The organism is Tritonibacter mobilis F1926, assembly GCF_000376545.2.
GTDB classification, from domain to species: domain Bacteria; phylum Pseudomonadota; class Alphaproteobacteria; order Rhodobacterales; family Rhodobacteraceae; genus Epibacterium; species Epibacterium mobile.
In genome coordinates, this window is record NZ_CP015230.1 from 1,108,614 (window position 1) to 1,129,619 (window position 21,006).

General features: G+C 57.6%; 20 protein-coding genes and 1 tRNA gene. 11 read left to right on the forward strand and 10 right to left on the reverse strand.

Annotated features, from left to right (window positions below; genetic code table 11):
- Positions 1-19 precede the first annotated feature (19 nt).
- From K529_RS05340 to K529_RS05365, 6 genes are all read left to right on the forward strand, one after another.
- The gene (locus tag K529_RS05340; RefSeq protein WP_046002182.1) at positions 20-1,309 is read left to right on the forward strand and encodes a vWA domain-containing protein; all 1,290 of its coding nucleotides are present in this window, start codon (positions 20-22) and stop codon (positions 1,307-1,309) included.
- A 72-nt stretch (positions 1,310-1,381) separates the two neighbouring features.
- Complete coding sequence (locus K529_RS05345; RefSeq protein ID WP_005611812.1) at positions 1,382-2,395, forward strand: XdhC family protein; 1,014 nt, start codon at positions 1,382-1,384, stop codon at positions 2,393-2,395.
- On the forward strand, positions 2,392-3,414 hold the full coding sequence (locus K529_RS05350) for a molybdopterin-binding protein (RefSeq protein WP_005611809.1): 1,023 nt from the start codon (positions 2,392-2,394) through the stop codon (positions 3,412-3,414). Before K529_RS05345 ends, K529_RS05350 begins: the two co-directional genes overlap by 4 nt.
- Before the next feature lie 217 nt (positions 3,415-3,631).
- The gene (locus K529_RS05355) at positions 3,632-4,117 is read left to right on the forward strand and encodes a (2Fe-2S)-binding protein (protein ID WP_005611806.1); all 486 of its coding nucleotides are present in this window, start codon (positions 3,632-3,634) and stop codon (positions 4,115-4,117) included.
- Positions 4,118-4,432: 315 nt separating this feature from the next.
- Positions 4,433-6,811 (forward strand): xanthine dehydrogenase family protein molybdopterin-binding subunit, encoded by a 2,379-nt coding sequence (locus K529_RS05360; RefSeq protein WP_046002181.1) that lies wholly within the window; start codon positions 4,433-4,435, stop codon positions 6,809-6,811.
- A gap of 90 nt (positions 6,812-6,901) precedes the next feature.
- Positions 6,902-7,687, forward strand: coding sequence for an FAD binding domain-containing protein (locus K529_RS05365; RefSeq protein WP_046002180.1), 786 nt, complete (start codon positions 6,902-6,904; stop codon positions 7,685-7,687).
- A 107-nt stretch (positions 7,688-7,794) separates the two neighbouring features.
- Here the strand turns inward: K529_RS05365 and infC are convergent, their stop codons facing one another.
- Positions 7,795-8,385 carry a translation initiation factor IF-3 gene (gene infC / locus K529_RS05370; RefSeq protein ID WP_323807504.1) on the reverse strand — a complete coding sequence of 197 codons (591 nt, stop codon included), beginning with the start codon at positions 8,383-8,385 and terminating at the stop codon, positions 7,795-7,797.
- 206 nt (positions 8,386-8,591) lie between these two features.
- Here infC and K529_RS05375 point away from each other — a divergent pair, with 206 nt between their 5' ends.
- The gene (locus K529_RS05375) at positions 8,592-9,407 is read left to right on the forward strand and encodes a hypothetical protein (protein ID WP_046002179.1); all 816 of its coding nucleotides are present in this window, start codon (positions 8,592-8,594) and stop codon (positions 9,405-9,407) included.
- A gap of 162 nt (positions 9,408-9,569) precedes the next feature.
- Here K529_RS05375 and K529_RS05380 read toward each other — a convergent pair whose 3' ends face one another.
- The 6 genes from K529_RS05380 to cobA all read right to left on the reverse strand — a co-directional run bounded on the left by K529_RS05380 (position 9,570) and on the right by cobA (position 14,578).
- Entirely contained in the window at positions 9,570-10,442 is an 873-nt protein-coding gene (locus K529_RS05380; RefSeq protein ID WP_406707196.1) for a ferredoxin--NADP reductase, read from the reverse strand.
- 162 nt (positions 10,443-10,604) lie between these two features.
- A complete protein-coding gene (locus K529_RS05385; protein WP_005647092.1) occupies positions 10,605-11,009 on the reverse strand; it encodes a DUF934 domain-containing protein in 405 nt (134 codons plus the stop codon).
- Between the two features lie 5 nt (positions 11,010-11,014).
- Positions 11,015-11,776, reverse strand: coding sequence for a phosphoadenylyl-sulfate reductase (locus tag K529_RS05390; protein WP_005647095.1), 762 nt, complete (start codon positions 11,774-11,776; stop codon positions 11,015-11,017).
- A gap of 3 nt (positions 11,777-11,779) precedes the next feature.
- Positions 11,780-13,447, reverse strand: coding sequence for a nitrite/sulfite reductase (locus K529_RS05395; RefSeq protein ID WP_005647098.1), 1,668 nt, complete (start codon positions 13,445-13,447; stop codon positions 11,780-11,782).
- Positions 13,440-13,760 (reverse strand): DUF2849 domain-containing protein, encoded by a 321-nt coding sequence (locus K529_RS05400; RefSeq protein ID WP_005647101.1) that lies wholly within the window; start codon positions 13,758-13,760, stop codon positions 13,440-13,442. Before K529_RS05400 ends, K529_RS05395 begins: the two co-directional genes overlap by 8 nt.
- On the reverse strand, positions 13,760-14,578 hold the full coding sequence (cobA, locus tag K529_RS05405) for a uroporphyrinogen-III C-methyltransferase (protein WP_080929578.1): 819 nt from the start codon (positions 14,576-14,578) through the stop codon (positions 13,760-13,762). The genes K529_RS05400 and cobA overlap by 1 nt, the downstream gene beginning before the upstream one ends.
- Before the next feature lie 147 nt (positions 14,579-14,725).
- Between cobA and K529_RS05410 the strand changes: the two genes are divergently transcribed.
- Complete coding sequence (locus tag K529_RS05410; protein ID WP_005647105.1) at positions 14,726-15,205, forward strand: Lrp/AsnC family transcriptional regulator; 480 nt, start codon at positions 14,726-14,728, stop codon at positions 15,203-15,205.
- Between the two features lie 186 nt (positions 15,206-15,391).
- Positions 15,392-15,465, forward strand: a tRNA-Cys gene (locus K529_RS05415).
- 122 nt (positions 15,466-15,587) lie between these two features.
- On the opposite strand, the gene K529_RS05420 is transcribed toward K529_RS05415, so the two are convergent.
- The 3 genes from K529_RS05420 to K529_RS05430 all read right to left on the reverse strand — a co-directional run bounded on the left by K529_RS05420 (position 15,588) and on the right by K529_RS05430 (position 18,401).
- Complete coding sequence (locus K529_RS05420) at positions 15,588-15,767, reverse strand: hypothetical protein (RefSeq protein ID WP_040642559.1); 180 nt, start codon at positions 15,765-15,767, stop codon at positions 15,588-15,590.
- Between the two features lie 31 nt (positions 15,768-15,798).
- Positions 15,799-16,509, reverse strand: a complete 711-nt coding sequence (locus K529_RS05425) for a replication-relaxation family protein (RefSeq protein ID WP_157859733.1) — start codon at positions 16,507-16,509, stop codon at positions 15,799-15,801.
- A gap of 62 nt (positions 16,510-16,571) precedes the next feature.
- Positions 16,572-18,401, reverse strand: coding sequence for a type IV secretory system conjugative DNA transfer family protein (locus K529_RS05430; RefSeq protein ID WP_005624113.1), 1,830 nt, complete (start codon positions 18,399-18,401; stop codon positions 16,572-16,574).
- A 403-nt stretch (positions 18,402-18,804) separates the two neighbouring features.
- On the opposite strand from K529_RS05430, the gene K529_RS05435 reads away from it, so the two are divergent.
- Together K529_RS05435 and K529_RS05440 are read left to right on the forward strand one after the other, a co-directional pair.
- The gene (locus tag K529_RS05435; RefSeq protein ID WP_005624117.1) at positions 18,805-19,965 is read left to right on the forward strand and encodes a DNA cytosine methyltransferase; all 1,161 of its coding nucleotides are present in this window, start codon (positions 18,805-18,807) and stop codon (positions 19,963-19,965) included.
- Positions 19,955-20,794, forward strand: coding sequence for a NotI family restriction endonuclease (locus K529_RS05440; protein WP_005624119.1), 840 nt, complete (start codon positions 19,955-19,957; stop codon positions 20,792-20,794). The genes K529_RS05435 and K529_RS05440 overlap by 11 nt, the downstream gene beginning before the upstream one ends.
- Positions 20,795-21,006 lie beyond the last annotated feature (212 nt).

Below are 21,006 nucleotides of genomic sequence, written 5' to 3' on the forward strand. Positions count from 1 at the left end.
AACGCCCCCATAATGGGTGATGGCAGAGGTCCCGACCCTGAGTTTGCCGGAAAACCCTAAGCTGGTTGCAAATATCACCCATTTCGCGCGCGCTTTGCGCAAGGCGGGTCTGAATGTGGGCACCGGGCGCGTGATGGATGCTGTGAAGGCCGTGGCTGCCGTGGGCTTTACCTCTCGGCGAGACTTTTACTGGACCTTGCACGCCTGTTTTGTATCGCGTCCCGAAGAGCGGGCGGTGTTCGCGCAAGTGTTCCGGCTGTACTGGCGCGATCCGCGGTTTCTGGAGCATATGATGGCGGCAATGCTGCCCGCGATCCGAGGTGTCCAGGAAGAGCGCAGCGCAAAACCTGCGGAAAAACGTGCAGCGGAAGCATTGCTGCAGGGACAATTGCCCGATGATCAGCCTCAGGATGCGCCCGAGGGCGAAGAGATCGAGATAGATGCGACCATGACGCTTTCGGCTGAAGAGCGGCTTAAAACGCTTGATTTCGAACAGATGAGCACAGATGAAATCGCAAAGGCGAAACGCATGCTCGCGCGTCTTACATTGCCGATCAAACCTTTGAAAACGCGCCGCCATCTGCCGTCACCGCAAGGCGCGCGGGCGGATTGGCGGCGTACGATGCGCGGCGCCTGCCGCACGGGGGGCGAAATCCACCGGATCGCCCGAACGCGCCGGGCGGAGCGATTTCCAAATCTTGTGGTGCTTTGTGACATCTCGGGCTCCATGAGCCAATACAGCCGCATGGTGCTGCATTTTCTACATGCTTTGACCAATGCACGAGAGGCCCACAGGCGCGGGCGCTGGGCGCAAGTGCATGGGTTTACCTTTGGCACCCGGCTGACCAACATTACCCGTCACTTGCGCCAACGCGACGTAGATGCGGCCCTTGCCGCTGCAGGCGCTGAGGCGCAGGATTGGCAGGGCGGTACCCGGATTGGCGCCTGCCTGCATGCGTTTAACCGCGACTGGTCACGCCGGGTAATGGGGCAGGGTGCTGTGGTGGTGTTGGTCTCGGATGGGCTTGACCGGGAGCATCCGGTGGATTTGGCGCGCGAGATGCAGCGTTTGCAGCGCTCTGCCAAGCGGTTGATATGGCTCAACCCGCTCTTACGGTGGGATGGATTTGCACCACGCGCGCAGGGCATTCAGGCGATGCTGCCCCATGTGGACAGTTTCCGGGCAGGTCACAACATTGCCTCGCTTGAAGATCTTGCCAGAGTGCTCTCTCGGCCTGAGGATACAGGCGAGAAGACGCGTCTTATGGCATTGATGCAAAGCACAGAGGCTCAAGAGTTTCTGAGTTGAAGCGATTTATCCTTGAACTTCTGACCTTTAGAGCCATGGTTTAAAACACATTCAGGCACCGGGATTTCTGAGATGACATCTGGCACCAACACCGACAGCGAACCTGCACCGAAGTCGCGTTTCGACAATGCACCTGAGCTTGCACTGGCGTGGCACCGCGCAGGGATTGGTGCGGTGCTGTGTACCGTGGTGCAGACGTGGGGATCTGCCCCACGACGCACGGGATCACAACTGGTGGTTGGCGGAGATGGTCGCGTCGAGGGATCCGTCTCGGGGGGCTGCGTCGAAGGTGCGGTCATCATGGAAGCGCAGGAGGCGCTGGAGCGGGGCAGCCATAAGATGCTGGAATTTGGCGTCAGCGATGACGACGCCTTTGCCGTGGGATTGGCCTGCGGCGGCACCATCAAGGTCCTGCTCGAACCCGTTGGTCACACCTTGGCTGAGGACACGCTGGAGGCGTTGGTTCTGGCGCGTAATGAGCGTCGCCCACTGGCCTATGAGGTAAGCCTCGCGAGCGGAGAGGGCCATTTGGTCAATGCCGCATCCTACCCGGAGCGCATGCGGATGGATCGCTCTGGCGTTGAAGACGATGGAGAGACCTTTGTGGCGATCCACAACCCGCCTTTGCGGGTGATCGTGGTGGGGGCGGTGCATATCGCGCAAGCATTGGTGCCGATGGCGCGGATCGCGGGCTATGATCCCGTAATCATTGAGCCGCGCGCAGCGTTTGGCACTGCCGAGCGGTTTCCGGGCGAACGTATCGTGGATGATTGGCCGGATGAAGCGGTGGAGCGCCTTGGACTGGATACCCGCACTGCTTTGGTGTTGCTCACGCATGATCCAAAGCTCGACGATCCGGCCCTGATGGCGGCCTTACGAGCAGAGTGTTTCTACATCGGCGCGTTGGGGTCTAAACGCACCCACGGGCAGCGGCACCAACGCATGATTGCCGCAGGCTTCATGCAAGAGGACATTGCCCGTATCCATGGCCCAATCGGACTTGATATCGGTGCGGCAAGCCCTGCAGAAATTGCGGTTTCCATCCTTGCCGAGATGACGGCGGTGTTGCGGGGCAAAGCGGCATGAAATTCGGGCCGGTTCCGGTGCGCGACGCTCTTGGTGCGATTGCGGCGCATTCAATCCGGGCCACCGCGCGCCCCTACGCGTCGCAACTGGACTATAAGATTGCCAAGGGTACGGAACTGACCGCAGATCATATCGAAGATCTGATCGAGGAAGGGCACAGTGAGATTGTCGTAGCGCGGCTTGAACCCAGCGACGTGCATGAGAACGACGCGGCCCTGCGTTTGGCGCAGGCTCTGGTGCCGGACGCGGACGGACAAGGATTGCGCCTATCGGGTGCGGGCGCTGGACGTGTCAATCTTTATGCGCTGAGCTCTGGCGTTTTGCAGCTGGATGCCAGCCAGATCGCGGCGGTGAATGCGATCGATCCGATGATCACCGTGGCGACAGTGCCAGATTATCACCGGGTTGATGCAGATGGCATGGTCGCGACGATCAAGATTATCTCATATGCGGTGCCTGAAACGCATCTGAACCAAGCGACGGCTGCGGCTACGGCTGCGCTCCGCGTGCGATCTCCGGTTTATTCATCGGCTACGTTGATTGAAACACGGGTGACGCAAGAGATACCGTCCGACAAAGGGCGCGCTGCGATGGCGGGGCGTCTGGAACGGATGGGTATGGTGCTGAGCCCACGGGTAGTGATCCCACATCATACCGCAGAGATTGCCACCGCACTGAAGGAAGCGCCGGGTGAGGTTCTGTTTGTCCTCACCGGCTCTGCGACATCCGATCCTATGGATGTCGCACCAGAGGCGCTGCGCCTGGCTGGGGGCACGGTTACACGATTTGGGATGCCGGTTGATCCGGGCAACCTGCTGTTTCTTGGCCATCTTGGCGAGAAACCCGTGATCGGCCTGCCCGGATGTGCGCGCTCACCTGCGCTCAACGGGGCGGATTGGGTGCTGGAACGGGTGGTCTGCGGCATAGATGTGACGTCGGCGGATATTGCGATGATGGGAGTTGGCGGTCTGTTGAAGGAAATCCCCACACGGCCAAGGCCGCGGCGGGATGGGGAGTAACACCAAGGACCGTGCCTGACCACGGGGAGGCGGGGGGGAGGCGAGAAGCGCCTTTCCGGCGGGAATGTCAGGTGCTGTCCGACCTCTTGGTCGGACGAGGCATGCCAATCCGCAATCTCCTTCGCCCTCCCTTGCCGCATAAAATCCTCGCGCCATCTTCTGACCCGTGATTAACTGATCTCAGCCAGACAAAGAATTTCAAGCTAGGGAGGAATTTATGACGAAGGTCTCGATGACCGTGAATGGCACCCCCATGTCCGGGGATGTCGAAGGTCGTACATTACTTGTGTCGTTCCTGCGGGATCAGCAGGGGCTCACCGGCACCCATGTGGGCTGCGACACCAGCCAATGCGGAGCCTGTGTTGTCCATGTGGACGGCAAGGCGGTGAAATCCTGCACCATGCTGGCGCTTGAGGCCGAAGGGGCGGAGGTTGCCACCATCGAGGGGCAGGCGGCTCCTGACGGCACACTCAACGCGATTCAGGCGGCGTTTCAGGAACATCACGGGCTTCAGTGCGGATTTTGCACGCCCGGCATGGTGATGTCGGCAGCGGCATTGCTGAAGGAGAACCCCAAACCCTCCGAAGCCGAGATTCGCCATTATCTGGAGGGCAACCTCTGCCGTTGCACCGGTTACCACAATATCGTCAAGGCGATCATGGCAGCCTCCGGTCAGGATGTCTCTGCCATCGCAGCGGAGTGAGCCAAATTCGCATCAAAAATGAGGATTATCCGTGAAATAGCGTTTTGGGTCCTGATCGTAGGACTCGGAATTGGAATCCAGCAATTTTGGACAGGCTTTGTCATGACCCGCATAGATTATGCGTCTCATTATCAGCAGTCCTTAGAGTTGGTAGGAAAAGCTCTGATGGTAATCGTCATTGCGGCCATTGCAGCATGTACGCGCAGAAGATCGAAAAATAGGCCAGACCAAGATGCATCTAACAATTGAACTTTGTCGTTCACAGGGAAGAGGAGCCCGGTGAGACGATAAAAGTCCTCAAGGGAGGAAGTCAGAATGCCTAAAGATATTGACGCCAAGGAGAGCGGCATCGGCGCCGCCACCAAACGGCGAGAAGACATCAGGTTCCTGACGGGAACCGGCAATTATACCGACGACATCAATGTAAACGGTCAGGCCTATGTTCATTTCCTGCGCTCGGACGTGGCGCATGGGCGGATCACCTCGCTTGATACATCCGCGGCGGCGGCGATGCCCGGCGTGCTGCGGGTGTTCACCGGCGCGGATTTCGAAGGGATCGGCGGTCTGCCCTGCGGCTGGCAAGTGACCGACCGCTTTGGCGAGGTGATGCAGGAACCGGCGCATCCGGTGCTGGCGCAGGGCAAGGTGCGCCATGTGGGCGATCCCATCGCCGCTGTGGTGGCCGAAAGCGCCGAATTGGCCCGCGATGCCGCCGAGGCGATTGCGCTGGAAATCGAAGACCTGCCCGCCGTGATCGACATGAAGGCGGCGCTGCAGGACGGCGCGCCCAAGGTCCATGACGATCTGACCTCCAACCTCTGCTATGACTGGGGCTTTGTAGAGGAAAACAAGGAGGCGGTGGCCAAGGCCTTTGACGCCGCCGCCCATGTCACAACGCTGGAGCTGGTCAACAACCGGCTGGTCGCCAACCCGATGGAGCCGCGCGTGGCGGTGGGCGATTTCAACCGCGCCACCGGCGAGAGCACGCTTTATACCACCAGCCAGAACCCGCATGTGATCCGGCTCTTGATGGGGGCCTTTGTGCTTGGCATCCCGGAGCATAAATTGCGCGTGGTGGCCCCGGATGTGGGGGGCGGCTTTGGCTCCAAGATCTTTCACTACGCGGAAGAGGCGTTCTGCACCTTTGCCGCCAAGGCGCTCAATCGTGCAGTGAAATGGACCTCCTCGCGGTCCGAGGCCTTTATGTCGGACGCGCATGGCCGCGATCATGTGACCAAGATTGAGCTGGCGCTGGACGCGGACAATAATTTTACCGCTCTGCGTACCGAGACCTATGCGAATATGGGGGCTTATCTGTCGACCTTTGCGCCCTCGGTTCCGACCTGGCTGCATGGCACGCTGATGGCGGGCAATTACAAGACGCCGCTGATCTATGTGAACGTCAAGGCGGTGTTCACCAATACGGTGCCGGTCGATGCCTATCGCGGTGCGGGGCGGCCCGAGGCGACCTTCCAGCTGGAACGTGTCATCGACAAGGCAGCGCGCGAGCTGGATGTCGACCCGATCGCGCTCCGGCGGCAGAACTTTGTCACCGAGTTCCCCTATGCCACGCCTGTGGCGGTGGAATATGACACCGGCGACTATGTGGCGACGATGGATAAGCTCGAAGAGATCGCGGACATCAAAGGCTTTGCCGCGCGCCGGGCCGAGAGCGAGAAATCCGGCAAGCTGCGCGGCCTGGGTGTGAACTGCTATATCGAGGCCTGTGGTATCGCGCCCTCGAACCTCGTCGGGCAATTGGGCGCCCGCGCGGGCCTCTATGAGAGCGCCACGGTACGCGTCAACGCCACCGGCGGCATCGTGGTGATGACCGGCAGTCACAGCCACGGCCAGGGACACGAGACGTCCTTTCCGCAGGTGATCTCCGAGATGATCGGCATCCCCGAGGATATGGTGGAGATCGAACACGGTGATACCGCCAACACGCCGATGGGCATGGGCACCTATGGCTCGCGCTCGCTTGCGGTGGGTGGCTCTGCCATGGTGCGGGCAACCGAGAAGATCATTTCGAAGGCCAAGAAGATTGCCGCCCATCTGATGGAGGCCGCAGATGCCGATATCGAGCTAAAGGACGGCAAGTTCTCGGTTGTGGGCACGGATAAATCCGTGGCGTGGGGAGATGTGACGCTCGCCGCCTATGTGCCGCATAACTACCCGCTGGAAGAGATCGAGCCGGGCCTCGAGGAGACGGCGTTTTACGATCCGGCCAATTTCACCTATCCGGCGGGGGCCTATGCCTGCGAGGTTGAGGTTGACCCCGATACTGGCAAGGTCACCATCGAACGCTTTGCCGCTGCCGATGACTTTGGCAATATCGTCAATCCGATGATCGTCGACGGTCAGGTGCATGGTGGTCTGGGGCAGGGGATCGGTCAGGCGCTCTTGGAGGGCTGTGTTTATGACGAGGATGGTCAGCTCCTGTCCGCGAGTTTCATGGACTACGCCATGCCACGCGCCGACGATGTGCCGTTCTATCAGGTGGATCATTCCTGTCAGACGCCCTGCACCCACAATCCGCTGGGGGTGAAGGGCTGTGGCGAGGCCGGGGCGATCGGCTCGCCGCCGGCAGTGGTCAATGCGGTGGTGGATGCGCTGCGCTCCGCCGGCAAGGATGTGACCCATATCGACATGCCGCTGACACCAGCGCGGGTCTGGGCGGCGATGCAAGGTTGAGACGGCGGAGCGGGGGCCAGCCCCCGCACCCCGGGGATATTTATGAGAAGATGAAGGAGCCCAAGGGCGATCCTTCGGAAAGGAAGAGCGATGTATGAGTTTGAATTCGCACGTCCCGAAACGGTGGCTGATGCGGTACAGGCGCTGAGCGAAGAGGATGCGCAGGCGCTGGGCGGTGGGCAGACTTTGATCCCGACGCTGAAGCAACGTCTGGCGATGCCGACGACCCTGGTGAGTCTGAGCGGCATCTCTGAGTTGAAAGGTATTTCTGCCTCGGGACGTGAGGTGGTTGTGAGAGGTGGCACCACCCATGCTGAGGTTGCGGAAGGTGCGAGCGCCTATCCGGCACTGGCCGCGCTGGCCGGGCAGATTGGTGATCCAGCGGTGCGCAACCGGGGCACCATCGGCGGATCTCTGGCCAATAACGACCCTGCCGCTTGCTACCCGGCGGCGGCTCTGGCGTCGGGCGCAACCATTGTGACCAATGCCCGCGAGATTGCGGCGGATGACTATTTCCAAGGTATGTTCACCACCGCGCTGGAGGAGGGTGAGATCATCACCGAGGTGCGCTTTCCGGTGCCCGAGGTGGCGAACTATCAGAAGTTCCTGCAACCGGCGTCGCGCTTTGTCATGGTTGGGGTCTTTGTCGCGAAGTTTGCGGATGGCGTGCGGGTGGCGGTTACCGGCGCGTCTGAGGAGGGCGTGTTCCGCTGGGCGGAGGCCGAAGCGGCGCTGTCGGCCAATTTCAGCGCCGATGCGGTATCCGGCCTGACCGTTGAAGCTGAGGGCATGATCGGTGACATCCACGGCACCAAAGAGTATCGCGCGCATCTGGTCGGTGTGATGACCAAGCGGGCGGTGACAGCGGCGGGCTAACCCCGTCGCAGCAGGTTCAGAGAACATAAAAAAGCCTCCCCCAAAATCTCGGGGGAGGCTATTTATTCGGATTTTTGTTCAACCGGCTCAAGAGCGGTCGATGCGCATTACTTCGTCGGAAGCGGGCCGATCATCATGATCATCTGACGACCTTCCATCTTTGGCATATTCTCGACCTTGCCGAGTTCCTTGATGTCTTCGGCCACGCGCAGCAGCAGTTCACGACCAAGGTTCTGGTGTGCCATTTCGCGGCCACGAAAGCGCAAGGTGACTTTCACCTTGTCGCCGTTTTCCAGAAACTTGATCACGTTGCGCATCTTCACGTCATAGTCGTGGGTATCCGTGTTGGGACGGAACTTGACCTCTTTGACCTCGATGATCTTCTGCTTCTTGCGCGCTTCGCTTTCGCGTTTTTGCTGTTCATACTTGAACTTACCGAAGTCCATGATCTTGCAGACCGGGGGCGTGGCATTGGGCGAGATCTCAACAAGGTCGAGACCAGCCTCTTCGGCCATCTGCATCGCCTTTGCGGGATGCACAACGCCTACGTTTTCGCCTTCTGCACCGATCAGGCGGATTTCGGGAGCGCGGATTTTGTCGTTTACGCGCGGGCCAGTGTCACGGGTCGGCGGCGCGTTATGAGGTCTGCGAGCTATGGGTTCTATCCTTTGATAATTGCAGAAATTTGAGCCGGGAATTTAATAGGTGTCTCACAGTCTTGCAAGCCGGAAACACAAGGGTTTTTGCGATTGGCAAGAGATTTCACGCATAAGCTGGATGTGCTGGCAAAGCATGGCCGAGGGGAGCGTGTGCAAGGACTTCCCCCTTGTTGTATCCGTCAATTAAGCAGAAGTACATCTGCAATCCGTCCCACGTCGGGACGTTAGCATGGAAGGATATTGCCATGAAAATCGCAGGAGTGGGCGCAGCAATTGGTTTGGTCGTGGTTGCAGGTGCCGTGTGGTATTTGAACCAGCCAGACGAACAGGCCGTGACTGACACACCGGCTGAGGTTGCAAATGAGGCAGCGCCTGTCGTTGCTGAAGAGACCGAAGCTGCTGAAGTCGAAACCGGTGAGGCCGAGGCCACCGATTTGCAAGAACAGGCTGAGGCGGCAGCAGAAGAAGCAGTCACCACGGTTGAGGAAACTGCACAAGCCGTTGCCGACCAGGCTTCTGAGGCAGTTCAGAGCGCGTCAGAGGCCGCCTCTGACGCGGCAGGAAATCTTGTGGATGGCGCGACTGAAACCGTCGAGGCGGCCCAAGAACAGGCCACCGCAGCGGTTGAAGCAGCACAGGAAGGCGCTGCAACAGCCGTGGAAGGCGCCGCCGCCGCGGTTGAGGCTGCACAAGAGGGGGCAACCAGTGCCGTAGAGGCTGCTCAGACAACAGCGTCTGACGCGGTGAACGCTGTGACCGAAGGGGCGAGCGATCTGGCCACTGAGGCGCAGACTGAGACGCAAGATGCCGCAGATGCGGTCACCGAGGCCGTCACGCCGGAAACTACAGCAGACGCCACCGCAGAGGCAGAAGCTGCAACGCCTTCGGAGCTTTTGACGCCCGAAGGGTTCAACTACGACCGCGTGATCGAAATGATTGATGGCTCGGAACTGGACCCGCTGAAAAAGACCGCCGTGAAATCGGCGATCACTCAGGCGCGCGACAATCCAGAGCTTTTGAAATCAGCCCTGCAGGCAGCGCGTTCCGCACTGGGTCTCTGAGATTTAGATCTTAGGACAGAGCGCACAATGAGACGCCCCGAGTTTTCGGGGCGTTTTTTGTGTGGGTGTCAGGGTTGGACTTGCAAAGAAAAACGCCCCCGCAGTTGATCTGCGAAGGCGTTTCAAAGAAGGCGTTTCAAATTCAGGTCGAGTGATCTGTAATCAGTCGAGGAAGGCTTTTTCCACCACAAAATGCGCAGGTTTGGAATTCGCGCCTTCTTCCAGACCGTAGGTGTTCTCAAAGAGATCCTTGAGTTCGAGGTTGAAGGCAAGGTTGCCGCAGATCATCGCACGGTCGCTTTCCGGGTTCAGCGGCGGCACGCCGAGATCGGCAAAGGCCTCGCCCGAGCGCATCAGATCTGTGATGCGGCCCATTTTGGCGCTCTCTTCGCGGGTGGTGGTGGGGTAGTATTTGATCTTCTTCCAGAAGCCCTCGCCGATCACCTCGTTCAAGAGCTCATCCGTCTTCAGGCTCTCGATCAGCTCCCGCCCATAGGTCAGCTCACCGGCCTCGCGGCAGGTGTGGGTGATGATGACCTCGTCGTAATCCTCATAGGTCTGCGGTTCGCGCAGCAGGGACGCAAAGGGCGCAAAGCCGGTGCCGGTGGCAAAGAACCAGATCCGCTTGCCCGGAAGCAGCGCGTCATGCACCAGCGTGCCGACGGGTTTGGGGCGCAGGATGATTTCGTCACCGACCTTGATGTGCTGAAGCTTCGAGGTCAGTGGGCCGTCCTGCACCTTGATCGAGTAGAACTCCATTTCCTCGTCCCAGCTTGGGGACGCGATGGAATAGGCGCGCAGCAAGGGTTTTACCTTGCCGGTCTTTGGGTCCGGATCGTTCATCAGGCCGATCATCACGAATTCGCCTGAGCGAAAGCGCAAGGATGCAGGCCGCGTGCAGCGGAAGGAAAACAGCCGGTCGGTCCAGTGCTTGACCTCCGTTACGGTCTGGGAGTCGGGCAGGGCGGGTTTGGCCTTTGCAGGCGCGGCAGCTTCGGTCACAGGCTCACTCACGGGCGAAATCTCGTTCATCATGTCTCTGCCAGCGGGGATAGGCCGGCACCTCTGATTAGTCTTTGATCCAAGTCAGGGGAACCCCCTCTGCGGCAATCTTGCGCAGGGTGTCGTTCCCACTGGTCCAGCATAAGGGTGGACCGAGAACGGGGCGGGGCCTGACGGCGATGTCGTGGGGCTGGCTTAGCGCGCGGCGTTTGATTGCGCGCGCAGGCGGGCCTGATAGTTGTGGCTTTGCCAATTGGCGCGGAACAACCACTCGCCTTCGGGCTGGCGGGTGGCGAGATCGTCGGAAATCTCCACCTCGTCAAAGCCAACCCGGCGCGCCATTGCGTATTGATCCGAGATCACATGGCCATGCGCGCGCAGGCGCCCCTGATATCCCATCAGGCGCAGCATCCGTGCAATGGTAAATCCGCGCCCGTCGGCAAAAGAGGGGAAATCCACCCGGATCATCTCTATGCCGTCCAGTTGGTCTTTTAGGGTGGCAGGATCCGTGTCAGACGCCAGATCGAGCACATTTGGGCCCTCAAAGCCGCCGGTCCAGTCATCATGGGCAAAGCCCGTGTCGGTTACGATAACGCTCATATCATTCAAGCTCCTGTACGGACGAATTTGCCATCCACCACGTGAATGCCGCACTCGACTTTGTTCTGGTTGCGCCAGCGGCCAGCGCGGGGGTCTTCGCCTTCTGCGACCGGGCTGGTGCAAGGGGCACAGCCGATCGAAGGATAGCCCTTTGCCACCAGCGGATGCCGGGGCAGGCGGTTTTCATCCATATAGGCGCGCACGTCCTCGGGCGCCCAATGGGCCAGCGGGTTGATCTTCATCCGTCCCGTTCCGTCCTCGACCTCAAAGAAGTCGAGCGCGGCGCGGGTGCCGGACTGGAACCGCTTGCGGCCGGTGATCCAGCCGTCATAGCCCTTGAGCGCATGTTGCAGCGGCAGTGTCTTGCGCAGGGCGCAGCAAGCATCCGTGTCGGAGAACCGCAGCGCGCCGTAAGGGTCCTTTTCGGCGATGTCATCGGCCTTGATGACACGCACGTTCTTTAGCCCCAGACGCTCGCTCACCTCCTGCTGGTAGACCAACGTTTCAGTGAACAGTAGTTCCGTGTCCACAAACAACACTGGCACCATCGGGTCGATGACGGCGGCCATATGCAAAAGCACCACCGATTCTGCGCCAAAGGAGGACACCAGCGCGATGTTTCCAGCATCACGCAAAGCGCCTTCCATCACTGAGGTGGCCGAATGGTGTTTGAAACGCGCATTGAGCGCGGCCACTTGTTCGGCCAGGGCCTCCTCGCTGCGCGGGGCAGCGGGGTGACCATGGATGTCATGGTCGATGCGGGTCATGGCTCAGGCCACCTTTTTCTCTGCTGCCGGGTAGAGCGCCGCCTTAAAGGGCTCCATGCCGACGCGGCGATAGGTTTGAAGGAATTCCTCCTCCGCACTCTCGCGCTGCTCCAGATAAGTCTCCACGATGCGCTCTACTGCGGGGACGATTTCGTCATAGGCAAAGCCGGGCCCGGTGCGGGTGCCGATCGCTGCCGTTTCAGTCGCGTCACCACCCAGCGTGATTTGGTAGTTCTCGACGCCTGCGCGATCCAGACCAAGGATGCCGATATGGCCGACGTGGTGGTGTCCGCAGGCGTTGATGCAGCCGGAGATCTTGATCTGCAGATGGCCGATATCATGCTCCATCTTCAGATCCTCGAACCGGGTGGCGATCTCCTGCGCGACAGGGATAGACCGTGCGGTGGCCAGCGCGCAGTAATCCATGCCGGGGCAGGCGATGATGTCCGAGATCAGCCCGATGTTGGCGGTGGCCAGATCCGCCGCTTTGAGGCGCGCATGGATCGCGGGCAGGTCGTTCTTGTGCACATGCGGCAGGATCACGTTCTGCTCGTGGCTGATGCGCAGCTCGCCATAGGCGAACTCTTCGGCAATATCCGCCATGGCGCGCATCTGATCGGCAGTTGCATCGCCCGGCGTCGCGCCGTGTTTCTTGATCGAGATGGTTGCGATGGCATGCCCCGGTGCCTTGTGCGCGGCGAGGTTGGTGTCAGCCCATGCGCGAAACACCGGATCGGAGTCGTAAGCGGCGTCAAAGGCCTCGGTGCCACCAGCGCGAAACTCCGGCGCAGCAAAGTGGCGCTTGATGTCCTGAAACAGCGCCTGATCGGCACCGCCAAAGGTCGGGCGCACCTGGGTAAAGCGTTCCTCAGTCAGCTCGCGGATTTTCTCCAGACCCAGTTCGTGCACGGTGATCTTGATGCGGGCCTTATACTTGTTGTCGCGACGGCCCAGTTGGTTCCAGACCGAAATCACGCTCTCAATGTAGGGCAGCAGGTCATCGGCGGCGACGAATTCATTCAGAGCTTTGCCGATCATCGGGGTGCGGCCCAGACCACCGCCCACCAGCACCTGATAGCCGATCTCGCCGTCGTCATTCTTGACGATCTTTACCGCAAGGTCATGCGCTTTCAGCACCGCGCGGTCGTTGGAGGCGCCAGAGACGGCGATCTTGAACTTGCGGCCCATGAACTGGAATTCCGGATGATCAGTGGACCACTGCCGGATCAGCTCGGCGATGGGGCGCGGATCTTCGATCTCGTCGGCGGCGGCACCGGCGAAATGATCTGCGGTCACATTGCGGATGGTGTTCCCGGACGTCTGGATCGCATGCAGGTTCACCTCTGCGAGCGCGTCCAGCATGTCCGGCACGTCCTTCAGCTTTGGCCAGTTGTACTGGATGTTCTGACGGGTGGTGAAATGGCCATAGCCCTTGTCCCATTTCTGGGCCAGCAACGCCAGCGCGCGCATCTGATCGGGATTGAGCGTCCCATAGGGGATCGCCACCCGCAGCATATAGGCGTGCAGTTGCAAGTAGAGACCGTTCATCAGACGCAGCGGCTTGAACTCATCCTCAGTGAGGGCACCGTCGATGCGGCGCTCCACCTGAGTGCGGAACTGGCGATTGCGTTCGGCGAGGAATGCGGAGTCGAAGTCGTTGTACTTATACATCTGCGGTGGCCTCCAGTTTGGCTTCTTGCTTACCGTGGGCATAATTCGAGGGACCGGTGCGCCGGAAATCCTCGCGGAAATGGGTGGGCTCGGGGCCTTGCTCGCCTGCTTTTGCGTCGGCGAGATAGGCACCAACGGCGATTTGCGGCTGGCTTTGTGCATCAAGAAGGCGCAGCTGCGCCTCCGCCTCATCGGTGATCAACTCTGCGTCGCGCAGGTCGCGGGTCCAGTTGCCAGAGGTGGTGAGATAGATCACATCGCCTTCCAGCAGGTCGTTGGCGGTGACGACTTTGGGGGTGAATGCACGGGCCATCAGGCAAGCTCCATCTGAATTTCGGTGTTGGCGGCAGACGCGGCACGCGGCGCCAGCCCAAGGATAGTAAGCGCCGGACCAGCAAAATTCGCTGTGGCCAGATCGGCGGGCAATTGATCGAGAGTCGTGGCGAGCACACGCTGATCCGCGCGCGAGGCGTTCTCCACCACGGTCACGGGCGTTGCGCGATCCGCGCCATGCATCAACATGCGCCCCTGCACAAAGCGGGCAGATTTCTTGCCCATATAGACGGCGGCCACCTCGCCCGGACGGGCAAGCTGTGCCCAATCATGATCGGCAAAGCCCTTCATGTCGTGCCCGGTCAGGAACCGCACCGAGGAATTGCGCCCCCGCTGGGTCAGGCTCTGCCCGATGGCGGCAACTGCAGCCGAGGCAGCAGTGATGCCCGGAAAAATTTGGGTGTCCACATCAGCAGCCTCGCAGGCCGAGAGTTCCTCGTCGAGACGGCCAAAGATGGTGGGGTCACCCGACTTCAGCCGCAGCACCTTGAGGCCGCGTTTGGCGTGATACACCAGCCGCGCGCAGATCTCTTCTTGTGCCATGGAGGGGCCAAAGCCCTCTTTGCCGACGTCTTCCAGAATGGCGTCGTCGTGGGCGAGCGCCATGATCTCATCACTGACCAGACGATCATAGAGGATCACATCGGCCTCCCTCAGCGCCTTCAACACCTTGAGGGTCAGCAGGTCGGCATCGCCGGGACCGGAGCCTGCAAATGCCACAACGCCCGGACACATCACGCCAGCGGCTCCCGGCAGGGGCGGCGTGAGGGGCGGGATGTAATGCGTGTCGCGGGGCATCTCTCGGTCCATTTTTTGCTGTTTGACGTGATTGTAGATATAGGAAATATTCCTCGCTCTGTGCTATATGGGCTGGGAAATAAGGACACATGTCTCACTGCATTTCGCCGTGAGGTCCGCGCGTCCTAAACTTAGGAGAATTTTGGAATGACAGTGCGGATCGACGCCACGGACCGGAAAATTCTGGCGGAACTCCAGCGCGATGCGGGGCAGTCGCTGGACGAAATCGCCAAGCAAGTGGGCAGTTCAAAGACGCCTGTCTGGAATCGTATCCGCAAGTTGCGCGAGGCCGGAGTAGTGGGCAACCAGACCATGATCCTCGATGCCGAAGCGCTGGGGTTTGAGGCCTGTTTCTTTGTTCTCATCCGCACGTCCGAACATGAGGCCGAGTGGCAGGCGAAGTTTCTCAAAGCACTGCAAGAACGCCCCGAAGTGCAGGAGGCACATCGCCTTGCAGGGGATATCGATTACATCCTGAAGGTACGGGTGAAGAATGCCCGGGCCTACGACAAATTCTATCAGGCGCTGATCTCAGAAGTGCGCGTCCACAATGTGACGGCGCTCCTGTCGATGGAGGAAATCAAATCCACGACCCATCTGCCACTGGCGCAAATCCGGGTCGATTAAGCGGAGATGAGCCCTGCGACACAGGGGAGGCTGTTTTTGTGCAAAGGGGTGATCCTGAGCGGCGCTTGATAGCGGATTTTTCGCATCTCAATGTAGTTTTGGCTCTTGCACCCTGCATGTAACCTCCATAGAAAGCGAAACACACCAAGTGGCCGGACACCACCCGCCACATCAGGTGCTAAAGGCGGCGAGTTGGCGGAGTGGTGACGCAGCGGATTGCAAATCCGTGTACACCGGTTCGATTCCGGTACTCGCCTCCAAACAAATTCAAGTACTTATGAGAGGATTAGTGAACCCTGCAGCGGGTTTAGTCTCTTTTTAGTCTCATAAATCGTTGAGTTTCGAAGCGAGTACCTATGTTCAGGCATGAGCGATAATCTACTTACCGTGACAACAAGTACTGAAGAGCGCCGTAGAACTGATCTTTGTCATAGTTGCACAGCTTCGCCGCTGCCTTGCACAGTTCTCGCTCGGCCTCATTTGGGATTGTTGCAAATACCTTGCTATCCAGACAGCTTTTGTACTTCATCTCAAGTTCCATAGCCTTCTGCATGGGGGTCATTGGTTTAACTCCTATTTGTCATCAGTTTAACTCAGTCAGAACCTATTATTTTCACTTCAAGATTGGGGATGCCCCACTGGGCCTTGAACGCTTGCGCCTGAATCGCCGTAGCATAGGCGGCTTTCTTTTTTCTGGTGCTGGATGTGGCAGTGCCTGAACGATAAGCTGGGCTCGTGCGCTCGCATTCCAGTGCGTAGAAGCGGTAGCGACTTTCACCATCGACTTGATGCTCAATGCCGTAGAGCGCGTCTGGGATTAGCTGCGTCTTCCGTCCGTCGATTCTGGCGGGTAGCGCCAACGGGTTCCTGGCTTTCTGTGTGGCTTCTGGTGCCCGTGCCAAAATCTCATCTACTGGCACAAAGCGTTGATCCGGTTCGGACCGTGTTGCCAACTCAGTCTCCAGCAGGGTTTCAATGATCATCATCGTGTGCAGCATCTGCGGATTGAAGCTGTCTCGAGGGCGGCGGGAAAAGGTGACGGCCCGGTGGGGAAGCAGTTCAAGCGCTTCCAGATAGGCAACGCCCTTGTTGCTGATCTCGTACATCATCGGTGTTGCACGGGCATCAAACAGGGGCGCTTGAAGCAATGGGCGGCTTATGAAGCCCGTCTCATGAAACAAATCACCTAGCCGCTCAGCGAAGCGTTTGGGTGATTTGGGCGCAAAGATGCTGATTAAGAGATCGTGACGCAGATAGCGGTAGCGATACAGCCAGGACAGAATCTCCTGGTCACGCAGCGTCAAGCGCATCCTTTTACCTGTAGGGCTTCGCTCAAAGCGGCTACGGCGGCCCAGAGCGTCCAGTTTCACCATGCCATAGGACTACCATCATCAGGGGTGGGTTCACTTAGGGGAGGCGAAGCAGCAGCTTCATTCAGGTTTCGATAGTATCCAAGCTGCTGCTGCTTGATCTCAGCCCATTGGTCTGGCGTCATGCTGATATTATTGCCAACTAGATCACTGTTGGCTTCAAGCTTGAATGTACTGCCATTGCCGACCTTCATCCAGAAATGACCGGTTTTGAGAGCTTGTACATCTGCTTGAGTCTTTCCGAGGATTTTGGCGAGCTTGTCATCTTCAGGTGTTCGGCCTGCTGCTTTGACGTTGGTGTTGTTGAGCACCACGGTCTGCATCTCGGACGACATGCCTCGGCCTACCACTTGCTGCGCCAACGTCATGCTGACGCCGTATTTGCGGGCTTCTTCCAAAATCTGCATCGTGGCAGGTGCGATGTAGTTCTGGCATTCATCAATGAAGAGGTTGATAGGGGTACGCTGATCTTCCGGAATATCTGCACGGCGTAAGGCCAGTCCTTGAACCGCTGCTACGATCAACCGCCCAAAGGCTTCACTGGCTTCATCCCCCATTCGACCTTTTGAGAGATTGAAGAGGATGACCTTGCCCTGCCTGATGGAATTTTCAAGGTCGAGCCTTGTGGGACTGTTGACCACTTCATCAAAGGCAAAGGTGTTGAAGAGGCTTTGCAGCTTTCTTGAGATCGCGCTTTTTGACGGCCGCAATGTCGGATCACCCGCAAAATCATACTTGAAGAAATCCCGGATCGCGCGCCGATTCGACTGTTCCCCAAGTGCAACCAGGTCTTCATTTAACCGGTCGTTCATAAACCTCTGGAGGTCAGCAAGGGTCGAACCCGGTTGATCCAGTAGAGTCAAAATGCAGGGCATTAAAACCGTTCGCATGTTTACGGTCAGGCTGTCACCGCCAGAACCCTTAAGGAGCTGTTCAAAGGCATTGACCAGTTGCTGAGCGATGACTTCCCGTTGCTGCATGGACGTACCGTCAGACACGATCAGCGGATTGAAGGCGGGCACATGACCGTCTTCCAGATAGGGATCAATGTAGATCAGCCGGTCGTCATCCACGAACATTTCCCAATGAGCAACCTGCTCAGCAAGATCTCCATGAGGATCAATGACAATCGTCGCTTCATCACAGCGATGATAGGCAGCATGGATCAGTTGTTTCAAAAGTTCTGTTTTGCCGGAACCCGAGCCGCCCGTGATATAGGTGTGACGGCGGATTTCTGAAAGGGTTGGATAAACAGGCAGAGCCTCATTGAGCGCTGACATAAAGGCCGCATCCTGACCTGATATGAAGTTCAGGTATCCCTTGCGGTCTGGCGTATGAATATGAGGGTTATAGTTGCGCGCGAGATGCAAAGTTATGGTATCGTATTGCGAATAAAGCTTGCGACGGGCCTCGTTGATTTTGTCGGCCTGTTTCCAGTTCTCAGTCGGATTATAACCTGTCTTGTTCTCAATGATCCTAGCGGCAATCTTGTCTTCGGTTGGGTTTCCCATGCGTCTGCCTTGGTAGGGTTTATCCCGTTCGGCGTCGGCCAGCTTTGAGCGAATACTGTCTATGCCTTTGACGGTGCTCAGGTACTGATCAAAGGTTAAGAGCTGACGTTTCTGTTCAGCACTCAACCCCATGTCGTTGCCATGCTCGATATAGATGTTGTCAATGGCATTGGCGACGATCTGCAAGCGATGCTGAATGCAATGATCCACCACTTCATCACTTTCCGAAACGCGGATACGGCCAATGCTATCAGCACCGGCGAGCTCAAGGTTGAGCTCTTGCATACCAAAATCCTGATAGTCCTCCAGGCGCATGTGGCATCTCCCAACAGTCAAATCAGCGCACCCTCATGGAGTGCATGAATCACGAAATTAGCAATGCAGGGTAGTAAGACTCATATCGACTCATAAAGAAACAGTGCTGAACATGTGGACGAAAGCAGATGGAGGTGCCGTATCCCCGCCACTATCCCCCTATCCGCAAAGTCCGCTCTGCTGCAAAAGTGCCTTTGGAGATCAAGTTCACCCAAGAAAGAAGGCTATGCAGCCTTTACCTCAGAGACCTCATCAAGCCCCATGCACAGCCTGTTATCAGGTCTTTGTGGTAGACAGGCATCCGCAAGAACGTATGGTGAACATACTTCTGCTGGGTTGATTGGCCCGACACAAAGTGTAGTAGTTTTTTTCTAACCGACAGACACAAGGCGGAGAGGCGAGCATGAGCAGTGAATGGAAGGCGATTGACCTGTTTTGCGGTGCAGGCGGTCTATCTGAAGGCTTCCGCCAGGCAGGTGTTCATGTTCTTGCTGGCCAGGATATTGAAGCCGTATTTGGCGAAACCTTCGAGAAAACCCACCCTGAAGCACGTTTCGTGCATGGGCCTATTCAAGATATTAAGGCTGAGATCCTGCTGGAAGCCTCGGGCCTTAACCCAGGTGAACTTGACGTCCTGATAGGTGGACCGCCCTGCCAAGGTTACTCGGTCTACAATCACCAGAGGGGGCTAGATGACCCTCGCGCTGGCCTCTTTAAGGAATACCTGCGGATCGTTGAAGCGCTCCAACCGCGTTGGCTGGTCATGGAGAATGTCACGGGCATTACTTCAATCGCGAACGGTGGCATTGTTCGTGAAATCCAGAGCGGCATGCGTCGGCTTGGGTACAGGGTCGATATGAAAATGTTGAAGGCGGAAGAATATGGCGTCCCCCAAGAGCGCCGCCGGGTATTCTTCATTGCCACCCGCGAGGACACCTGTCCAATTCTGTTCCCGAGCCCAACACATGGGCCGGAACTTGAACCGTTTGTGACTGTTTGGGATGCAATTTCTGACTTGCCCGAACTAGAGAACGGGCAGGTTCTCGATCAGGCGAAATATGCAACAGCTCCTCAGAGCGCTTATCAAGCCTTACTGCGTGGAGATCGCAGGTTTGTAGAGAACCATAGTGCACCAAAATTGGGATCGATCAACATCGAGAGGATGCAACACATTCCGCAAGGTGGTTCCTGGCGGGACATTCCTTTTAATCTTCTTCCAAAAGGCATGCGGAAGGCCAAACGGAGTGACCATACTAAGCGCTATGGCCGCCCAGCCAAAAGTGATCTGGCCTGCACCATCCTGACCAAGTGCGACGTGCATTGGGGCGCTTATATTCATCCTACTCAAGATCGCTCGTTCACTGTGCGTGAAGCTGCGCGCCTACAGTCCTTCCCAGATTTTTTCACCTTTAGCGGAAGTCGAACCGAACAGTTCGTACAGGTTGGCAATGCCGTCCCCCCGCTTTTGGGTAAGGCAGTTGCACAATCCATTCTGAAAGCGGATACCATGAAGTTGAATGATTCTTCGCTTTTAGATGAAAGTACTAGGTTGCATGCCATTTGACCCCAAGGACGCTATCGCTGAAATTCAAGGTCAGAGAGCGACCGCCAAGGTTGATCCATCATTAAACAGCTTCGAATGCCCTTATATTCAGAAGCGCTGTCCGAAGCGTTCAACTAACCTCGGTGATGAAGCCTATCCTGTATGTTCCTTGTGGAAAGCAAACAGGAATGATGCCGAAGTTGAACGCGAAGTCATCTGCGTGTGCCCCAAAAGGTTCTACCAAGTTGATTGGCTTGACGCAGTAATCGAGAACTGCTGGCCTTTTGATCCTCCTACAGACCCAGTGGTTGCCACTGAAGTCAAAATGACCGGATTTGGCAACGTTGACTTTGTGATTGCGGATCAGGGTCCAGATGGCGAGATTAAGAATTTTCTCTCAGTCGAGCTGCAAGCCATCGACATTACCGGCTCAGTATTTCCTGCCTACGAAGCCCTTCGAGCTGGAACAGATCTGCCCAAGCGACCAACCTATGGTTTCAACTGGGACAACGTCTACAAACGCTATATCACACAGCTTGTTCGCAAGGGTTACTTCCACCACCACTGGGGCACAAAAATTGTCGCTGTGATCCAGGATCAGGTATACGACTACGTAATCAATAAAGCCGAGTTCATGCGCTCGACAGACGTGCGGAACTCGACGGTGAACATCGTGTTCATGACTTACACTTTCGAAGAAGATCCTGAAAACCCGGGCCAGTTTGTTCCGCGCTTGAAGCGCGTAGAAGGGACCAGCCATGCCAGCTTACAGCAAGCCATCTTATATAAAGAAGCTCCATCGAAGGACGCTTTCAAAGAGAAGATCTCGCAGTCCCTGAACAGAAAGTAAATGAGAAGATTACTTCTATTTTGAACGCGTGCTAGCAATGACCCTAATGCTTCTTCCTCAATGGTCATGACATTGAACATGGCTACTGCTTCTGAATACATCATACAATATCCAGCCTTCCCCCTCTCGCAAAATGTTTTTTTCAATTAGTTACAATATCGTTATTCCCCACGTCTTCAACGTGACGCAGGGAATGCTTGCGGTTGATCCAC

Excerpts from the sequence above, each read along its gene's own strand:
- K529_RS05430 (WP_005624113.1), bottom strand. The coding sequence starts at position 18,401 with ATGCGCCTGGAGGACTATCAGGATTTTGGTATGCAAGAGCTCAACCTT.
- K529_RS05380 (WP_406707196.1), bottom strand. The coding sequence starts at position 10,442 with ATGATGAACGAGATTTCGCCCGTGAGTGAGCCTGTGACCGAAGCTGCC.
- K529_RS05340 (WP_046002182.1), top strand. The coding sequence starts at position 20 with ATGGCAGAGGTCCCGACCCTGAGTTTGCCGGAAAACCCTAAGCTGGTT.
- cobA (WP_080929578.1), bottom strand. The coding sequence starts at position 14,578 with ATGCCCCGCGACACGCATTACATCCCGCCCCTCACGCCGCCCCTGCCG.
- K529_RS05345 (WP_005611812.1), top strand. The coding sequence starts at position 1,382 with ATGACATCTGGCACCAACACCGACAGCGAACCTGCACCGAAGTCGCGT.
- K529_RS05350 (WP_005611809.1), top strand. The coding sequence starts at position 2,392 with ATGAAATTCGGGCCGGTTCCGGTGCGCGACGCTCTTGGTGCGATTGCG.
- K529_RS05385 (WP_005647092.1), bottom strand. The coding sequence starts at position 11,009 with ATGAGCGTTATCGTAACCGACACGGGCTTTGCCCATGATGACTGGACC.
- K529_RS05390 (WP_005647095.1), bottom strand. The coding sequence starts at position 11,776 with ATGACCCGCATCGACCATGACATCCATGGTCACCCCGCTGCCCCGCGC.
- K529_RS05400 (WP_005647101.1), bottom strand. The coding sequence starts at position 13,760 with ATGGCCCGTGCATTCACCCCCAAAGTCGTCACCGCCAACGACCTGCTG.
- K529_RS05420 (WP_040642559.1), bottom strand. The coding sequence starts at position 15,767 with ATGACCCCCATGCAGAAGGCTATGGAACTTGAGATGAAGTACAAAAGC.
- K529_RS05375 (WP_046002179.1), top strand. The coding sequence starts at position 8,592 with ATGAAAATCGCAGGAGTGGGCGCAGCAATTGGTTTGGTCGTGGTTGCA.
- K529_RS05360 (WP_046002181.1), top strand. The coding sequence starts at position 4,433 with ATGCCTAAAGATATTGACGCCAAGGAGAGCGGCATCGGCGCCGCCACC.
- K529_RS05365 (WP_046002180.1), top strand. The coding sequence starts at position 6,902 with ATGTATGAGTTTGAATTCGCACGTCCCGAAACGGTGGCTGATGCGGTA.
- K529_RS05435 (WP_005624117.1), top strand. The coding sequence starts at position 18,805 with ATGAGCAGTGAATGGAAGGCGATTGACCTGTTTTGCGGTGCAGGCGGT.
- K529_RS05395 (WP_005647098.1), bottom strand. The coding sequence starts at position 13,447 with ATGTATAAGTACAACGACTTCGACTCCGCATTCCTCGCCGAACGCAAT.
- K529_RS05410 (WP_005647105.1), top strand. The coding sequence starts at position 14,726 with ATGACAGTGCGGATCGACGCCACGGACCGGAAAATTCTGGCGGAACTC.
- K529_RS05440 (WP_005624119.1), top strand. The coding sequence starts at position 19,955 with ATGCCATTTGACCCCAAGGACGCTATCGCTGAAATTCAAGGTCAGAGA.
- K529_RS05355 (WP_005611806.1), top strand. The coding sequence starts at position 3,632 with ATGACGAAGGTCTCGATGACCGTGAATGGCACCCCCATGTCCGGGGAT.